General features: G+C 71.5%; 17 protein-coding genes. 13 read left to right on the plus strand and 4 right to left on the minus strand.

All coding sequences use genetic code 11. The features are described 5' to 3' along the window. The first annotated feature begins 116 nt into the window (after positions 1-116). The 6 genes from L3X23_RS28295 (at position 117) to L3X23_RS28320 (ending at position 7,284) form a co-directional block, all read left to right on the plus strand. Complete coding sequence (locus L3X23_RS28295; protein ID WP_237195935.1) at positions 117-1,739, plus strand: glycosyltransferase family 39 protein; 1,623 nt, start codon at positions 117-119, stop codon at positions 1,737-1,739. A 47-nt stretch (positions 1,740-1,786) separates the two neighbouring features. Then, positions 1,787-2,668, plus strand: a complete 882-nt coding sequence (locus L3X23_RS28300) for a F510_1955 family glycosylhydrolase (protein WP_237195937.1) — start codon at positions 1,787-1,789, stop codon at positions 2,666-2,668. 96 nt (positions 2,669-2,764) lie between these two features. Continuing rightward, positions 2,765-3,910 carry a hypothetical protein gene (locus L3X23_RS28305; RefSeq protein ID WP_237195939.1) on the plus strand — a complete coding sequence of 382 codons (1,146 nt, stop codon included), beginning with the start codon at positions 2,765-2,767 and terminating at the stop codon, positions 3,908-3,910. Between the two features lie 175 nt (positions 3,911-4,085). Then, entirely contained in the window at positions 4,086-5,240 is a 1,155-nt protein-coding gene (locus L3X23_RS28310; protein ID WP_237195940.1) for a tyrosine-type recombinase/integrase, read from the plus strand. After that, positions 5,237-5,599 carry a helix-turn-helix transcriptional regulator gene (locus L3X23_RS28315; RefSeq protein ID WP_237195942.1) on the plus strand — a complete coding sequence of 121 codons (363 nt, stop codon included), beginning with the start codon at positions 5,237-5,239 and terminating at the stop codon, positions 5,597-5,599. Before L3X23_RS28310 ends, L3X23_RS28315 begins: the two co-directional genes overlap by 4 nt. Beyond that, a complete protein-coding gene (locus tag L3X23_RS28320; protein WP_237195944.1) occupies positions 5,596-7,284 on the plus strand; it encodes a hypothetical protein in 1,689 nt (562 codons plus the stop codon). The genes L3X23_RS28315 and L3X23_RS28320 overlap by 4 nt, the downstream gene beginning before the upstream one ends. A gap of 121 nt (positions 7,285-7,405) precedes the next feature. Here L3X23_RS28320 and L3X23_RS28325 read toward each other — a convergent pair whose 3' ends face one another. From L3X23_RS28325 to L3X23_RS28340, 4 genes are all read right to left on the minus strand, one after another. Next, positions 7,406-9,721, minus strand: a complete 2,316-nt coding sequence (locus L3X23_RS28325; RefSeq protein ID WP_237195946.1) for a cation-translocating P-type ATPase — start codon at positions 9,719-9,721, stop codon at positions 7,406-7,408. Further along, entirely contained in the window at positions 9,721-10,728 is a 1,008-nt protein-coding gene (locus tag L3X23_RS28330; protein WP_237195948.1) for a DUF748 domain-containing protein, read from the minus strand. Before L3X23_RS28330 ends, L3X23_RS28325 begins: the two co-directional genes overlap by 1 nt. Before the next feature lie 45 nt (positions 10,729-10,773). Further along, positions 10,774-10,983 (minus strand): heavy-metal-associated domain-containing protein, encoded by a 210-nt coding sequence (locus L3X23_RS28335; RefSeq protein WP_237195949.1) that lies wholly within the window; start codon positions 10,981-10,983, stop codon positions 10,774-10,776. 132 nt (positions 10,984-11,115) lie between these two features. After that, entirely contained in the window at positions 11,116-11,397 is a 282-nt protein-coding gene (locus L3X23_RS28340; RefSeq protein ID WP_181779204.1) for a metal-sensitive transcriptional regulator, read from the minus strand. A 130-nt stretch (positions 11,398-11,527) separates the two neighbouring features. On the opposite strand from L3X23_RS28340, the gene L3X23_RS28345 reads away from it, so the two are divergent. The 7 genes from L3X23_RS28345 to L3X23_RS28375 all read left to right on the plus strand — a co-directional run bounded on the left by L3X23_RS28345 (position 11,528) and on the right by L3X23_RS28375 (position 16,239). After that, the gene (locus L3X23_RS28345) at positions 11,528-12,025 is read left to right on the plus strand and encodes a hypothetical protein (RefSeq protein ID WP_237198141.1); all 498 of its coding nucleotides are present in this window, start codon (positions 11,528-11,530) and stop codon (positions 12,023-12,025) included. A 68-nt stretch (positions 12,026-12,093) separates the two neighbouring features. After that, on the plus strand, positions 12,094-12,756 hold the full coding sequence (locus tag L3X23_RS28350) for a DUF305 domain-containing protein (RefSeq protein WP_237195951.1): 663 nt from the start codon (positions 12,094-12,096) through the stop codon (positions 12,754-12,756). 221 nt (positions 12,757-12,977) lie between these two features. Next, entirely contained in the window at positions 12,978-13,328 is a 351-nt protein-coding gene (locus L3X23_RS28355; protein WP_237195952.1) for an NADH-quinone oxidoreductase subunit A, read from the plus strand. 38 nt (positions 13,329-13,366) lie between these two features. Next, the gene (locus L3X23_RS28360; protein ID WP_237195954.1) at positions 13,367-14,440 is read left to right on the plus strand and encodes a hypothetical protein; all 1,074 of its coding nucleotides are present in this window, start codon (positions 13,367-13,369) and stop codon (positions 14,438-14,440) included. Next, on the plus strand, positions 14,433-15,389 hold the full coding sequence (locus tag L3X23_RS28365) for a complex I subunit 1 family protein (protein WP_237195956.1): 957 nt from the start codon (positions 14,433-14,435) through the stop codon (positions 15,387-15,389). Before L3X23_RS28360 ends, L3X23_RS28365 begins: the two co-directional genes overlap by 8 nt. After that, the gene (locus L3X23_RS28370) at positions 15,386-15,937 is read left to right on the plus strand and encodes an NADH-quinone oxidoreductase subunit J (RefSeq protein ID WP_237195958.1); all 552 of its coding nucleotides are present in this window, start codon (positions 15,386-15,388) and stop codon (positions 15,935-15,937) included. The genes L3X23_RS28365 and L3X23_RS28370 overlap by 4 nt, the downstream gene beginning before the upstream one ends. Beyond that, positions 15,934-16,239, plus strand: coding sequence for an NADH-quinone oxidoreductase subunit K (locus L3X23_RS28375; protein ID WP_237195960.1), 306 nt, complete (start codon positions 15,934-15,936; stop codon positions 16,237-16,239). The genes L3X23_RS28370 and L3X23_RS28375 overlap by 4 nt, the downstream gene beginning before the upstream one ends. Position 16,240 lies beyond the last annotated feature (1 nt).

Consider the following 16,240-nt stretch of genomic DNA (forward strand, 5'->3'; position numbering starts at 1 on the left):
GCTCGGACGGTCCCCCGTCCGCACGGCGCCCTCGATCTCGAGCGCGCCGATCTCCCCGAGGCTGTCGAAGGCCTCGCCGTAGCGCGCATCTGCGTTCCAGCGAAGTGAGTTGAGCTGTGCTTTCCCAGCAGAACGCTGGGTGGCGGCCGTCCGGTGACGCCGAGACCACCCAGAAGATCAAGAAGTCTCCGAGAACGTCAGGGCTGTGGTCCCTGCCGTGGTGGGTGTGGTCCGTCGCCGCCGTCGTGGTGGCGTTGGCCGCGGTGCGCGCGTTCGCTCCGATGACCTATCCGGGCGACATCTGGCGGCAGAGCGATACTGCCACGATCGCGCGCAACTTCGCCGCGAACGGCATGAACATCTTCTTCCCGCAGATCAACTGGGGCGGGTCCGGTCCCGGGTATGTCGAGACCGAGTTCCAGCTCCTGCCGTGGCTGACCGCGGTCACGTACCTGGTCTTCGGTGAGCACGTCGTCCTCGGGCGGCTGATCTCGCTGGGCTTCATGCTCATCGCGGCGGCGGCGTTCTGGGGGTTGGCCCGACGGCTGCTGCCGGTCACGCCGGCCCGGTGGGCTCTGGTGGCGTTCCTCGTCTCGCCTGCGTTCATGCGGTGGGGCACGGCGTTCATGCCCGAGGCGACCGTGTTGGCGTTCTACCTGCTCGCGCTGCTCGGGTTCTGCCGGTGGCTGCAGGAGGACCGCCCGGTGTTCCTCGTGTGGGCGGCCGCGGCGACGTCGGCGGCGGCGTTGGTCAAGCCGACGTCGTTGCACATCGGTCTCGTGATCGGGTTGTGGTTGGTGTTCGCGGCGCGGGACCGGCTGCGCCGGGTCTCGCTCTATGCGGCCGGGCTCGCGGCACTGGTGGCGCCTGCCCTGTGGTTGCGACACGCGGCCACGTTGCATGCCACCTACGGCAACACCTTCGGCGTCATCTCCGGTGGCGACAGCAAGTGGGGCAGCCTCGCGATGTGGCTGAGTCCTGAGTTCTACCTGGGCAACCTGCGCTCGGAGACGATCTTCATCTACGGCCTGGTCGGTCTGCCTCTCGCCGTGCTCGGCGTCGTGCTGCTGTGGCGACGCCGTGCAGGCCGTCCCACCCGTGCCGGGACCTCCGCGCTGCCACTGCTGGGTGCGGGGGCGGTCGCGTTGACGGTCTACTACTTCGCCGCCGGTCGCTACAGCAGCACCGACATGGGCATCCAGTACCACGTCTACTCCCTGCCCTACGCCGCGATCGCCACCGGTGCGGGTCTCGCCGCCGCTCTAGGCTGGGCGAGGTCTCGCTGGAGCCGCGGGGTGTCGGCGCTCGTGGCGGTGTCGGCGGTGCTCGCGCTGGGAGCCCAGTCGGTCAACGTGTTCGTGGGGTCGCTGCCGGACCGGTCCGGAGTGTTCGGAACCTGCGCCACCGAGCTCGACGCCGTCTCGACGCCGACCGACCTGGTCGTGATCAGCACGACCAGCCTCACCACCGATGGCGCGGTGGCCAACAACTTCCAAGAGCCGGTGGTGTTCTTCCTCGCCGACAGGAAGGGATGGAGTCTGCCCGCCGACCGGCACACCCCCAACGAGGTCGCGGCCCTGCGCTCCGCCGGTGCCCGTTTCCTGGTGGTCGGGAACCCGCAACTCGTGCCCGCAGGTGGCTCGCTCGCGACGTGGTTGGCCGACACCGCCCGTGTGTTGCGCACGACGGAGCAGGACGGCTGCGCGATCTGGGACCTCGACGCCGAGGCGGGCCGGTGACGACGGCCTACCGCCGACCTGGGACGGCCTCGCTGAGGCTCTGTCTCGTGGCCGTGGCCGTGGCCGTGGCCGTGGCCGTGGTGGCGGCGTGCGGGCGACCGGCCCAGCCCGGCCCCGGTCCGGTGGTGGCATCGCCTGGGAACGCGGTGAGTGGCCACCTCCATGGCCTGGGCATCGATCCCGGCGACGGGCTCGTGTACGTGGCGACGCACCGCGGGCTGGTCCGTCTCGAGCCAGACGGTGCCGAGGCGGTGGGCGACAGCCGCCACGACCTCATGGGGTTCGCCATCACAGGTCCGGGGCAGTTCCTGGCCTCGGGTCACCCGGGGGAGCCCCATGAGGATCCGGCCGGTCCGGCGTCGTCGCTGGGCTTGGTCCGCAGTATCGACGGCGGCCGCAGCTGGACCGAGGTGTCGCTCGCAGGCGCCGCGGACCTGCACGCCATCACCGTCGCCGGGTCCGTCGTCTACGGCTGGGACTCGCTGACCGCGACGGTTCAGGCCAGCCACGACGGTGGCCGGACGTGGGAGCCCCGGTCCCGCGGGAGCCTGGCGGACCTGGCCGTGGACCCGACCGACCCACGACACCTGTGGGCGACCACGCCCGAGGGGCCTGCCGAGAGCCGCGACGGCGGCCACACCTTCACCCTCATGGCACCGATCCCGGTGATGAGCGGCCCGCTCGTTTTCGTGGAGACGGTTCCCGACCTGCACGGTGATCGGGAACCGGACCTCGTCGGAGTCGACACCAGCGGCCGGGTGTGGGGCCGCTACGGTGATGGATGGCGTGTCAGCGGGGAGCTCGGAGCGGCACCGACGGCCCTGGCCGTCGTCGGCCCCGATCGCTACCTGGCCGCCACCACCGAGGCGGTGGTCTCCTCCGAGGATGCCGGGCGCACCTGGACCACCCTCGCGCCCGTGACCCCCTGACCCGTGACCCCCTGACACCGTGAACCGGCTCAGCCCAGAACCCGTCGTCTGGCATCTGTCCTGCGGGCCGTCGGAGACGAGGGCCCAGGAGCAGGTGTGCTGAGCGGCCGCGAGCACGCCGTGCTCGCCGGTCGCCGTCTCGGGCGTCGTCTGCTGGTGCTGCTGCTCGTCCTCGCAGTTCTCGGTGCAGCTGGGGCTGTCGCGTTCGTCGGGGTCTCGTTCCTGATGTTTACGCCCGTCCGAGCCGGGTCCTGCGAGCCGAATCCCGAACGGACGCCGATCGAGGCCTCCGGCGCGAGCGGGCTGACCGCCGAGCAGCTGTCGAACGCCGCGGCGATCGTGTCGACCGGACGGTCCATGGCGGTCCCGGAACGGGGCCTGTGGGTGGGTTTGGCCACCGCGTTGCAGGAGTCCGGCCTGCGCAACCTCGACTACGGCGACCGGGACTCCCTCGGGCTGTTCCAGCAACGCCCCTCCCAGGGATGGGGTAACCCGGCGCAGGTACGCGACCCCGCCTACGCGGCCGAACGGTTCTTCGAACGGCTCCTCGCTGTGCCCGCGTGGACGGAGATGCCGTTGTGGCAGGCGGCGCAGACGGTGCAGCGATCCGGGTTCCCGCTCGCCTACGCCAAGTGGGAACAGACCGCCGCCGACGCGCTCGCCGAGGTAGCGTCGAGTCCCGCCGCCGCTCCGCGTGCTCGACCCGTCGCCTCACCGTCGGCGGCGGACAGCGGGGCCGCACCGGGTGCGTGTCGGGGTGAGCCCCGCGAAGTCGATCCGGCCGCGCCGTTCGCGGGGAACAGCAACGGCTGCACCGCCGACGACCCCACCACCAACGGCTGTGTCACACCGGTGACCCGCTACGCCCTGGACCAGGCCGAGCGGGCCTTCGGTGGGCTACGCCGAGGTGAGCTGATGCGCTCCACGGGCTGCCATGCGTCCCGCCCGTCCAACCCCACCAGCGACCATCCGCTAGGCAAGGGCTGTGACTTCTTCCCCGGCACCCCCGGCCTCGGCGCGCAGGGCGTCGAGCTGGCGAACGGCTGGCGTGCCGCGGAGTGGTTCCGTACCAACGCCGCCGCCCTCGAGGTCTCCTACATCATCTGGCAGGGGCGGATCTGGACCCCCGGGGTGCCCGACGAGGGCGGGTGGGGCCGCCGCTACAGCGGCGGTGGTGTGTACGACCCCACCGATGCCGTAGGCGGCCACTACGACCACATCCACGTGAGCTTCGAACGTTAGCATGCATAATTTCACTGAATGCAAGATCCAGGCGCTTGGGTCGCGACGACGACCAGCGACCTGCAGATCGAACAGTCCCTCTCACCCCGCTGCCTGCATGCCGCTGAGCTGCAGTGGAGCAGCTCAGATTGCATCTGATGCTATCTTCCTGCGCCCAATGCAAGCGGAGGTGGATATGCAGGAACGGCTCGATGTGCCCGGTGCCGCGCATCGCGAGTTGGATGGGAATGTCACGCACCTGAATCCCGAGCACGCGGTATTCGAGGCGATGTTGGCGGGCTGGGCCGGGCAGCAGTCCGCCCGGCTGCTGTCGATGATCACGATCGGGCAGCGCGAGGGCGTGTTGCGTCGGTTCGCGCACTTCACCGGCTCGTGGCCGTGGCAGTGGTCGCCCGGCGACGTCGAGGACTGGGCCGGTGCGCTGCGCTCGGGGCCGTCGCCGTGCTCGCACTCGACGTTGCGGTACTACCAGAACTCGGTGGCACTGTTCCTGAGCTACCTCATCGACCGCCGCTACGGCTGGTCCGACGAGTGTCTGCAGCGTTTCGGCACGCATCCGGTGCAGATCTGCCACGAGTGGAACACCGCCCGCCACGCCGCCGATCACGAGGCCCGACCGCAGGTCCGCCCGTTCACCAGGGTCGAGCTGCAGAAGTTCTTCGACTTCGCCGACGAACAGGTCGGGCGAGCAGACCGGTTGGGCCGCAAGGGCTCGGTCGCCGCGTTCCGCGACGCCACCCTGTTCAAGGTCATCTACGCCTACGGACTGCGCCGCACAGAGGCCGCGATGCTCGACATCGGGGACTTCACCCGCAACCCGAAGGCTCCCGAGTTCGGCCGCCTCGGTGCCTGCAACGTCCGCTACGGCAAGGCGATGCGCGGCAGCCCGCCGCGTCGACGCACGGTGTTGACGGTCATGGGCTGGTCGGTCGAGGTTCTCGAGGAGTACCTCGAGCACGTGCGGCCCGCCTACACCCCGGGCGCCCAACCGGCACTCTGGCCGACCGAACGAGGCGGGCGGATCCGCGCCGCCTACATCGACACCCGCTTCGCCCAGTACCGAGACGAGCTCGGGCTCCCGGCGGAGCTGCACCCGCACTGTCTGCGCCACTCCTACGTCACCCACCTCATCGAGGACGGGTTCGACCCGTTCTTCGTCCAGCAGCAGGTCGGCCACCGCTGGGGTTCGACGACCGCGCTCTACACCGGCGTCAGCGGCGACTTCAAGAACCGGATGCTGCGCCGCGCGCTCGACGCCGCACTCCCCGCCGACTCCCCGACCGGCACCCCGACCGACCACGCCCACGACGGCCGCCAGGAGGACCAGTGACGCGCACGGTGAGCTACGCCTGGAACCTGCGACAGCTGATGGCCGAACGCGGCATGTTCGCCACCACCGACCTCGTCCCGCTGCTCGCCGAACGGGGGGTCGAGCTGCACTACACCCAGGTCTACCGCCTGGTCACCGGCACACCGGAGCGGCTGAACATGCAGGTCCTCGCCGCGCTCTGCGACATCCTCGACGTCACCCCCGCGGATCTGATCAGCACCGCCGCGCAACCCGGAACCCGACGCGCCCGCCGCACCGGCACCACCCCCGGCCACCCCGCCGACCCAGCAGGACCCGCCGACACCGCGTCGCGGCCCTCCGCCCCGACCCGGGCCCGAATCGTGCGAGACGAACCATGAGCACCGCCGAATGCGCCTTCTGCAACCGCACCCGCCGGGTCAAGGACCGCGTCGACGGCGCAGCGCGATGCGCGACCTGCCGCAACCGCGACCCCGCGACCTGGAAGGAGTGCAGCGGCTGCGCACGCCCACGCCCGGTCAACGCCCGCACCGCCGACGGCCTACCGCTCTGCGTCACCTGCTACGCCCACCGGCACGCCCCCGTCCACCGCTGCGACCAGTGCGGCCGACCCGCACCGGCGGCGACCCGTCGCAAACACCACGACCCGACTTCACAGACTCTCTGCAACCGCTGCCTGGTCTATCCGCAGCGACCCTGCGGAGGCTGCGGCCGCACCCGTCGCGTCGCCGTCCGCGCCACCGCGACCAGCCCCGACCTCTGTCCGACCTGCCACCAGGCACCCATGCTGACCTGCCACCGCTGCGGCGTCGTCGACCTCTGCCGCACCACCGGGCCCGGGCGGGCACCGATCTGTTTCCGCTGCCAGCTCACCGCCCGACTCGACAAGACCCTCACCCCGACCGGGACCGACCTCCATCCAGGGCTCATCGCGCTGCGCGAAGCGATCGCGACCGTCGACAACCCCCGAGTCGCACTGAACTGGCTCCACCGCAGCCCCGCCGCACGCCTACTCACCGCCATCACCGCGGGCGAGCTCCCCCTCACCCACACCACCCTCGATGACGCCGCGCACGAGCAGGCCTCCCCGACCACCGCGACCTCCATCGACCACCTCCGCAGGCTCCTCGTCGCCGCCGGCGCACTCCCGGAGCGCGACGAAGCCCTCGCCCGCCTGCGACAGCGAGCCGACGACGCCATCACCCGCCTCACCCACCCCGCCGACCAGGCACTGCTACGCAGCTATCTCACCTGGCACCTCCTACGCCGAGTCCGCGAGCGCGCCGAACACGAACCCCTCACCCCCGCAGCCCTCGCCAAAGCACGCAACCACATCACCGCGGCCACCCGACTGATCTCCGGACTACGCACCACCGGACACACCCTCAGCGACGCAACCCAAGCCGATCTCGACAGCGCCCTCGCCGCGATCCCGAACTCCCGAGCCGGGATCGACTTCCTGACCTGGGCCCATCGCCACCACCGGACCGGCTACTCCACACCGACCACACCCGCCCGCCAACCACCCCGCGACTTCATCGACGACAACCACCGCGTAACCCTCAGCCGGAAACTGCTACACGACCCGACGATCCCCACAGCCGACCGCGTCGCCGGACTCCTCGTGCTTCTCTACGGCCAACGCGCCAGCACGATCTGCCGCCTGACCCACACCGACATCACCCACCTCGGCGACGAGGTCATCGGGCTGAACCTGGGCCGCGAGAAGCTCCTCGTCCCTCCTGCACTGGCCGCGCTGATCACCCGACTACCCGACGGCCGACCGGGCGGCATCGCAGCCACCCTCGCCGACCACCAATGGCTGTTCCCCGGTCGCCGACCCGACCGACCCGCAGACCCGAGCACCATCATGCGCCGCCTCGCCCGCCACGGACTACCACTGCGCCTGACCCGAAACGCCGCCCTCCTCCACCTCGCCGCGGAACTCCCACCGATCGTCATCGCCGACCTACTCGGCATCCACCCCGGCACCGCCCACCACTGGGCCGACGCCGCCGCAGGCCGCTGGACCACCTACGCCGCACATCGGGGGAGATCACATTGAGCCACTTGGAATATCAGCGTGTTACCACTGTGACGTCGGCGTCGGTCCAGCCGATGAGCCGTTGGCCGGGCCGGCCCGTCCACGGATGAACGGACCGGCCGTGCCCCTCAACGCCGTCCTCTCAGCCCATCGGGGTGAAGCGCCGCAGCCGCAGGCTGTTCCCGACGACGAACACCGAGCTGAACGCCATCGCCGCACCGGCGAGCATCGGGTTGAGCAGCCCGAGAGCGGCCAGCGGCAGTGCGGCGACGTTGTAGGCGAACGCCCAGAACAGGTTGCCCTTGATCGTCCCCAACGTGCGGCGGGACAGCCGGATCGCGTCGGCCGCGGTACGGAGATCGTCGCGGACCAGGGTGATGTCGGCCGCCTCGATCGCCACGTCGGTGCCACTGCCCATGGCGAGCCCGAGATCGGCGCGGGCGAGCGCGGCGGCGTCGTTGACTCCGTCGCCGACCATCGCCACGACCCGGCCGCCCGCCTGCAGCTTCTCGATCACGGCGAGCTTGTCCTGCGGCAGCACTTCGGCGATCACGGTGTCCGGTCCCACGTCGATGCCCACCTGCTGTGCGACCGCCTCCGCGGCGGCGCGGTTGTCGCCGGTGAGCAGGATCGGGGTGAGGCCCAGACCCACGAGCTGGGCGATGGCCTGGGCCGAGGTGTCCTTGACCGCGTCGGCGACGACGAGCACGGCGCGGGCGCGTCCGTCCCATGCGACGGCGATGGCCGTCCGACCACGGGCGGCCTCGTCCTGCACCGCCCCGGCGAGCTCGTCGGGCAGGGGCAGGCTCCACTCTTGCAGCAGGCGGGGCCGCCCGACGAGCACGGCGTGCCCGTCGACGACGCCCTGCACCCCGAGTCCTTCGTGGTTGGCGAACTCCGCGACCGCGGGCAGCGAGCCGATTCGTTCCCGGGCCGCGCGGGTGATCGCCGCCGCGATCGGGTGTTCGGAGGCGTCCTCCAGGGCTCCGGCGAGGCGTAGTACCTCCTGCTCCTCGACTCCGTCGGCGGTGTGCACGGCGACGAGGGTCATCCGGCCGGTGGTCACGGTGCCGGTCTTGTCGAGGACCACGGTGTCGACCCGGCGGGTCGACTCCAGGACCTCGGGGCCCTTGATCAGGATCCCGAGCTGGGCGCCGCGCCCGGTCCCGACCAGCAGTGCGGTCGGCGTGGCGAGGCCCAGCGCGCACGGGCAGGCGATGATCAGGACCGCGACCGCCGCGGTGAACGCCGCCGCGGCCCCGGACCCGGTGCCCAGCCAGAACCCGAGGGTGACCGCCGCCAAGGCGATCACGATCGGCACGAAGACTCCGGAGATCCGGTCGGCGAGGCGCTGGACCTGTGCCTTTCCGGTCTGAGCCTCCTCGACGAGCCGCGCCATCCGAGCGAGCTGGGTGTCGGCGCCGATCCGCCGGACCGAGACGACGAGGCGCCCGCCCGCGTTGACGGTCGCCCCGACGACCTCGTCCCCGACGCCGACCTCGACCGGCACGGACTCGCCGGTCACCATCGACGCGTCGACGGCCGAGGAACCGTCGACCACGGTCCCGTCGGTGGCGATCTTCTCTCCGGGGCGGACCACGAACCGGTCACCGACGGCGAGCTGCGCGACCGGGATCCGCTCCTCGCGGGTGGTCCCGTCGGCGTCCTCGCGCAGGACCGCGACGTCCTTGGCCCCGAGCTCGAGCAGGGCGCGCAGGGCCGTGCCTGCGCGCCGCTTCGAGCGGGCCTCGAAGTACCGCCCGGCCAGGATGAACGTGGTCACCCCGGCGGCGACCTCGAGGTAGATGTTCCCCGCGCCGTCCGACGGGCTGATGGTCAGCTCGAAGGGATGCGTCATGCCCGGGAGGCCCGCGGTGCCGAACAGCAGGGCGTAGAGCGACCACGCGAAGGCGGCGAGGGTGCCGATCGAGATCAGGGTGTCCATGGTCGCGGCGCCGTGGCGCAGGTTCGCCCAGGCCGCGCGGTGGAACGGCGCCGCCGCCCATACGATCACCGGTGCGGCCAGGGTCAGCGAGATCCACTGCCAGTAGGTGAACTGCAGCGCCGGGACCATCGCCAGGACGACGACCGGCACGGACAGCAGAAGCGAGATCCACAGCCGCTGTCCGGCGCTGCGGAGCTCGGCGGGCTCACCCTCGTCGTCGGTGCCCGGCCGGGTGGCGGCGCCCGCGGACGTCGGCGGCTCGGGCAGGCGGGCGTGGTAGCCCGCGGCCTCGACGGTCGCCAGGAGCGTGTCCGCGGAGACCCCGTCGGGCGCGTGGACCTTCGCCTTCTCCGTCGCGTAGTTGACGGTGGCGCTCACCCCATCGATCTTGTTGAGCTTGCGTTCGATCCGGTTCGCGCACGAGGCGCAGGTCATTCCGCTGATGGCGAGCTCGACCTCGGTGAGGGCATCAGCATCGGCATCAGGTGCTGCGGAGGTGTCGGTCGTGGACATCAGTGCCCCCCTTCTGCGCTGTCGCCGCCGGCCGGGTGGCCGTGGTTCTCGATGGTGGGAGTGCCCGACCCAGGGGTAGCAGGCACGGGTTGGGGCGCCGCGCCTGTGGGACCGGTGGGCACGGTGAACTCGGCGGTGCGGACGACGCCGGCGTGCTGGAAGTCCAGGAACAGCCGGTAGGTCCCGGACGAGGGGACCTCGGCGAGGAACCGGATCTGTGGGCCGGCGGTGCGCCCGTCGTTCGGGGCGCCGTCCGGGTGTACGTGCAGGTAGGCCAGGTCGGTCGAGCGGAGCGCGACGAGATGGCCGTAGGCGCCGAGGTAGGGCTGCAGGTCGGTGACCGGTGTGCCGTCCTTGGTCACGGTGAGCGTGACCGGTGAGGAACTCCCGGCGGTGAGCTCGCCGTCGAGGCGGACCTCGTAGCCGTCGATCCGGGCGACCCGGGTCGACTCGTGGACGATCGGGTCGTAGGTCCCCGCGACGGAGAGGTCGACCCCGAGCGTCGTCGCCGCACCCCCGGTGGGGGTGAAGTCGGCGAAGGCCCGGTAGACCCCGCCTGTGGGCAGCGTCAGGCCGGTCCGCCAGGTGCCGTCCGGGTCCATCGTCGGATGCAGGTGCTGGAAGCCGCTGGTGTCACGGCGGACGACGATCAGGTGCAGGCGCTTGGTGTGCTCCTCGTCGAACGCGGTGACCGGGGCCCCGTCGGGGCCGGTCACCCGGAAGGCGAACTCGGTGGTCGTTCCCGCGGTCGGCGTCGAGGCGGTGGGCGTGAGGGTGTAGCCGCCCCTGCTCGACGCCAGCCCGGCGGGCTGGTCTGCGGTCTCCGTGACGACGCCGCTGTGGGTGTCCCCGTGCCCGGCGCCCTCAGCGCCGGACGTGACCTCGTGCCCGGCCGACGCCGGAGCAGGGGATCGAAGGGGACCGACAGCGGATCCGGTCGCGTACGCCCCGAGAGTGAGCAGGGCGAGCGCCGCGCCGTAGGCGGAGAGCTTCGCAAGAGTGTTCATGACGAAGTCCTTGCTGGTGGGCCCGCGACGGTGCGGGCAGGTGGATCAGGTGTGGACGAGTCGGTAGCCGGCCTCCTCGACGGCGGCCTCCACGGCGGCGTCGTCCAGGGCGTCGTCGCTGTCGATGGTGACCGCGCCGGTGGGCAGGTCGACCACGACGGAACGCACGCCGCGAAGTTCGCCGATCTCCTCGGTGACCGACGCGACGCAATGCGCGCAGGTCATTCCGCTGACCGAATAGGTGGTGGTGGACATGGTTCATCTCCTTTCGAACCGACCCCGTTCCGGTGTGCTCCAGTGCTACAGCGGTCCGGATCGGGGCACGACGGAGCAGGCGATGCGCGTTCGGGCGCACCGCGGCGAGGCGAGATCAGTTCGAGTAGCCGATCAGGACTTGACCAGCCGGGCGATGGCGGCGCTCGCTTCGGCGACCTTCTGGTCTGCGACCTGCCCGCCCTGGGCGACCGCGTCGGTGACGCAGTGCTTGAGGTGCTCGTCGAGGAGGCCGAGGGCGACGGCCTCCAGGGCCTTGTTCACCGCGGCGACCTGCGTGAGCACGTCGATGCAGTATTTGTCCGACTCGATCATCTTCGTGATCCCGCGAACCTGCCCCTCGATGCGTCGCATTCGCTTGAGGTGTGAGTCCTTGGTGTCTGCATAGCCGTTCATCGCTACCTCCCGACACGACGATACCCTAGGGGGGTACCGTACTCAAGTGGATCGACGGGAGGATGTGCGCTGTGACGGGTCGAGGTGCGGCCGCTCCGACCGTCGCACTATCGTCGGCGCGGTGCACCTGATGCGGCGACGGGAGTGGTGTCGGCTTCTGCTGATGCTGTCGCTGATCGTGGGTGTCGTGACGATGCATTCGACCGTGGCCTGTCACGCGGCGGGGGACGCGACCGTCGGGTCCCACGTCTCGCAGGCATCCGCTCCGCCAGCGGGCGGTCCCCAGTACGCGGCGACTGTTGAAGCGATGCCCTCGGATATGTCACATCCGGTCGGCATCGAGTCCGTCGGCCTGGCCGTGTCGGTCGCGCTGAGCGTCGAGGTCGTCTCTGCGGTGGAGCACCGCTCGTCGCCGCACGAGCCGATGTCGGCATTGCACGACCTTCTGCACCTTTGTCTCGCTGTGCTGACGGGGCTTCTCGTGCTGGCGGCAGCGGTGTTGCTTGCCCTGCTGCTCGTGCGGCGGCCGCGCCCGTCCGCTCCCGCTTCGGCGCGGCCGGTCAGTGGTCTGCGATCGCCACCGCCGACCTCGGTGCGGCTCGCCCAACTCTGCGTCCTGCGGAACTGATCGGCCTCCAGCGCGGAAGAGCGCTGGCCCGATCGCATCCGCAAGTTCTTCGCAGAGGAGTTCGTTCCATGTACCGCAAGTCAGTCCTCGGCGTGCTCGCAGCCGCCGCCAGTCTCACCGTCCTTGCCGCCTGCGGTGACGGCGGCAGCACCTCTGGTGCGTCGTCCACCGCTGCGCCGACGAGTATGGCCGCACCCGCCGACGCGGCGTCGTCCTCGGCTGCGCACAACGCGGCCGACACCGCCTTCGTCCAGGGCATGATCCCGCACCACTCTCAGGCCGTGGCCATGGCCGAGATCGCGGCCCAACGAGCCACCGACCCCCGGGTCAAGCAGCTCGCCGCGAGGATCCAGCAGGCTCAGGGACCCGAGATCGAGCAGCTCCGCGGCTTTCTCGTCGCCTGGGGGGAGCCGGAGACCGCGACCACCGGCTCCACCGGCTCGATGGGCGGAATGGATCATGGCTCGACGGGTCAGTCCGGCGGCTCCGCCGCCGGCATGGGCGGGATGATGAGCGACCAGCAGATGCAGCAGCTCCAGCAGGCCGCCGGCGCCGAGTTCGACCGGATGTTCCTGCAGATGATGGTCGAGCACCACAACGGGGCCGTCGCGATGGCGCAGACCGAGGTCACCGAGGGTCAGAACGCTGAGGCGAAGGTCCTCGCGCAGAAGATCATCGACGACCAGCGTGTCGAGATCACGGAGATGCAGAACCTGTCTCCCACGATCTGAGAATCGTGGTGGCCCGGGGCGGGGCGCCGATGCTCCCCACCCCGGGCCGCCGGGTCGACCACCCCGCGGCGGCCCGTCGTCCTTCGCCTCACCCGACTGGCGAGAAGACCCTAGGGGGGTATGGTATCCGGCGGTGCCGATCAGGGGGATTGGCGTGCGCGCGTTGGACGACGCCCGCGGAGGTCGGCAGGCTATCCGCACGGGCAAGGAGGGGGCGACGAATGGGTGAGTTCGGGCCGGTTCTGATGCTGCTCGGCGGCGCGGTCGGGGGTGTTCTCGTCGTGTACGGGGCGGCCCGGGGCCTGCGGGTCGCCGCGACCGCGGTCGACGTGCCGCCGTTCACCGGCGGTCTCGCTCCCGTCGAGCACGCCTTCTCCCGCTTCCACGTCCGCTGGTACCCGCTGACCATGGTCTTCCTGGCCTTCGACATGGAGATGATCTTCATGTACCCGTGGACGCTCGTCGTGGCCCGGACCGGTGCCTCGGCGGTCGTCGAGATGTTCGTCTTCCTCGGGATCCTGCTGGCAGGCGTCGTCTACGCCTGGCGCGAGGGGGCGCTGAGGTGGACGTGAGGAGCCTCCTCCTTCGGCTGGCAGCGGGGAGGCCGCACGTGGTGGTCGTCGCGATCCCCGGGGCTGCCGGGGTCCGGCTCGCGGCCGAGGCGGCGGTGCGGCGCCGGGGGTGGCCGGTCGTCTCGTCCCCGGCGGACGCGGACCTCGTCGTCGTGACGGGCCGGCCCGGACCTGCGATGACCGGGATCGTCGAGCAGGTCTGGGCGCAGACCCCGGGGCCTCGGGTCCGCTTGGTCGCCGAGAGCGCCGACGAGGTCGAGGAGCTCCTCGACCGCGCCGCCATGTGCCTGGCTGCGGGCGGGACGACCGCGGACGACGCGCCGGCCGCCGACCACCCTCCGAGCCACCACCATCCCGGCCCCGCCCCGGAGCACGGCGAGCACTCGGACGACCTGCGGGACGCCCGTGCGCACGGCGGCGATGAGCACGGCGGTCATGAGCACGGCGGTCATGAGCACGGCGCCGGCGGCCACGATCACGGTGGGATGGCGATGCCCGGTGGCCTGGCCATGGCCGACCTGGGGGAGGACCGGGACGGGCTGGCGCTCGACCGACTCCACGTGCCCCTCGGGCCGGTTCTGCCGGACTGGCCCGCCGGACTGGTCCTGCACCTGGCCCTGCAGGGCGACGTCGTCCAGGAGGCGCGGGCCGAGGTCCTCGATGCCCCCGAGCGGGACGGGTTCCCCGACGTCCCGGGCGCGGGGACCGCCCGGCGCCTCGACGCGCTCGCCCGGGTCCTGGGCGTGGCCGGTCTGGGAGACCGGGCCGCGGACGCCCGCCGACTGCGGGACGACCTGCTCACCGGTGCTCACCCGGAGGCCGTCGACGACCGCGTCCGTACCCTCGTCCGCGCGGTCCGGCGTTCCCGGTGGCTGCGCTGGGGCCTGCGAGGTCTCACGGTGACCGGCACCCCGTCCGTCACCTTCGTCGACCTGCTCGAGCGCCGCCTGGCCGCCCTCGAAAGCGGCACCGGGTCCGAACCCCGCCCGGCCTCGCAGACCCTCGGTGCCGCGCTGGTCGGGATGGAGCTGGCGGCCGCCCGGCTCGCCGTGGCCCTGCTGGACCCGGACACCTCCACCGCTGCGGGCGCCGAGACGGCCCACCATGGCTGACCCGACCATGGCGCCCTCCGCCACGATGACGCTCGGTCCGGGGTGGGTCCTCGCCCTTCCCGTCCTGCTGGTGTTCCTCACGGCCGTGGTGGTCGCCGCGGACGCGGCTGTCGGGAGCCGACGGCGCGGTGCGCGCGTCGACCCGATCGTCCCGATCCGCGAGGGTGCGCGGCTGCTCGTCGGGCAACGCAGGCGGACCGTCGCGGCCGACTCCGTGCTCTGGCGGGTGGGCGGCGCGCTGCTGCCCGTCGCGGCGGTCCTCGCCGCGGCCGTCCTCCCGCTGGGGGAGCGGCCCGTGGCGGACCTGTCGGTGGGGGTCGTGTGGTTCAACGCCGTGGAGGTGTTGGCCTGGGCCGCGGTCTGGATGGTCGGGTGGGGGCCGAACAGTGCGCTGGGCCTGGTGGGCGGGTACCGGTTCGTAGCCCAGGGGCTGGCCTACGAGCTGCCGCACATGTTCGCCTTGATCACCGCGGCGTTGGCGGCGGAGAGCCTGCGGGTGACCGACATCGTCGCCGCGCAGGAGGGTCTGTGGTTCGTGGCGGTCATGCCGGTCGCGTTCGTGGTGTACCTGCTCTCGGCCGCGGCGATGGCCTTCCTGGGTCCCTTCGACGCACCGGTCGGCCGAGACGTCGCGGGAGGCGCGGCCGCGGAGCTGTCCGGTGTGGACCGGCTGGTGTTCATGGCCGGGCGCTGGATGCTGCTCGTGGTGGCCGTCGCCCTGGCGGTGCCGTTGTTCCTCGGCGGCGGGAGCGGGCCGTGGCTGCCGCCCGCGGTGTGGGTGCTGCTCAAGACCGCGGTGCTGCTCGCGCTGGTCCTCGGTGTCCGCCGGGTGCTGCCCACGGTGCGGGCGGACCGCTACGTCGAGCTCGCGTGGGTCGTCCTGGTCCCGCTGACCATCGTGCAGGCGCTCGTGGTGGCCCTGCTCGTGCTGAACGGAGTCCTGCCGTGACGGTGCTGTTCTGGGTGCTCGGACCGCTGGCAGTGGTGTCCGGGTTCGGGGTGTTCCGGCTGGGCTCGATGGCCAGGGCGACCTTCGCGCTGCTGCTGTCCTTCGTCGCGGTCGCCGGGCTGGTGACCGCGCTCGGGCTCGGCTATCTCGGGGTGGTCATCGTGCTGATGATGGTCGTCGAGATGGTGATCATGGCCGTGTTCATGGTCATGTACATGATGAACCCGGCCGGGCTGATGCCGATGGCCATGTACCACAACAAGGCCGGGTCGATGACGATCGCCGTGGGCACGTTCGTCGCGCTCGCCGCCGGGATCCTGGTCACCGACTGGCCGGTCCGCCGCGGGGCGCCCCCGGCCGACTCCACGGCAGCGCTCGGCGAGGCCTTGATGGGCCCGCAGATGCTCACGATGATGACCTTGGGGGTGGCCCTGTTCGCGACGATCGTCGCCACCGTCGTCCTGGCCACCGGTCGCGGGCGCTACGATCGTTTCGGCGACGACCTCGACCGCCCCGCGGCGGATCCGGCGGGCGGCGGGGTCGGATGATGCTGCAGCTGTTCCTGCTCGCCGCGGCGGGCCTGTTCGCGATCGGCCTGTACGGGGCGCTGTCCCAGCAGTCGATCGTGATGCTGATGATGGGCCTGGAGCTGATGCTCAACGGGGTCATCCTGGCCGCCGCGGCGCTGTGGTACTTCCTTGCCCCCGCGGGCTCCGACGGGCCGGTGCTGATCGTCGTCGTGGTCACGGCCATGGCGGTCGAGATGGCGGCCGGGTTCGCTGTGGCCACCGCGATCTACCGGGCCCGCCGGGTCGACATGACCGACGGCGCGGCGGATCTGAGGGGCTGAC

The organism is Pseudonocardia sp. WMMC193 (assembly GCF_021728735.1).
GTDB lineage: Bacteria > Actinomycetota > Actinomycetes > Mycobacteriales > Pseudonocardiaceae > Pseudonocardia > Pseudonocardia oroxyli.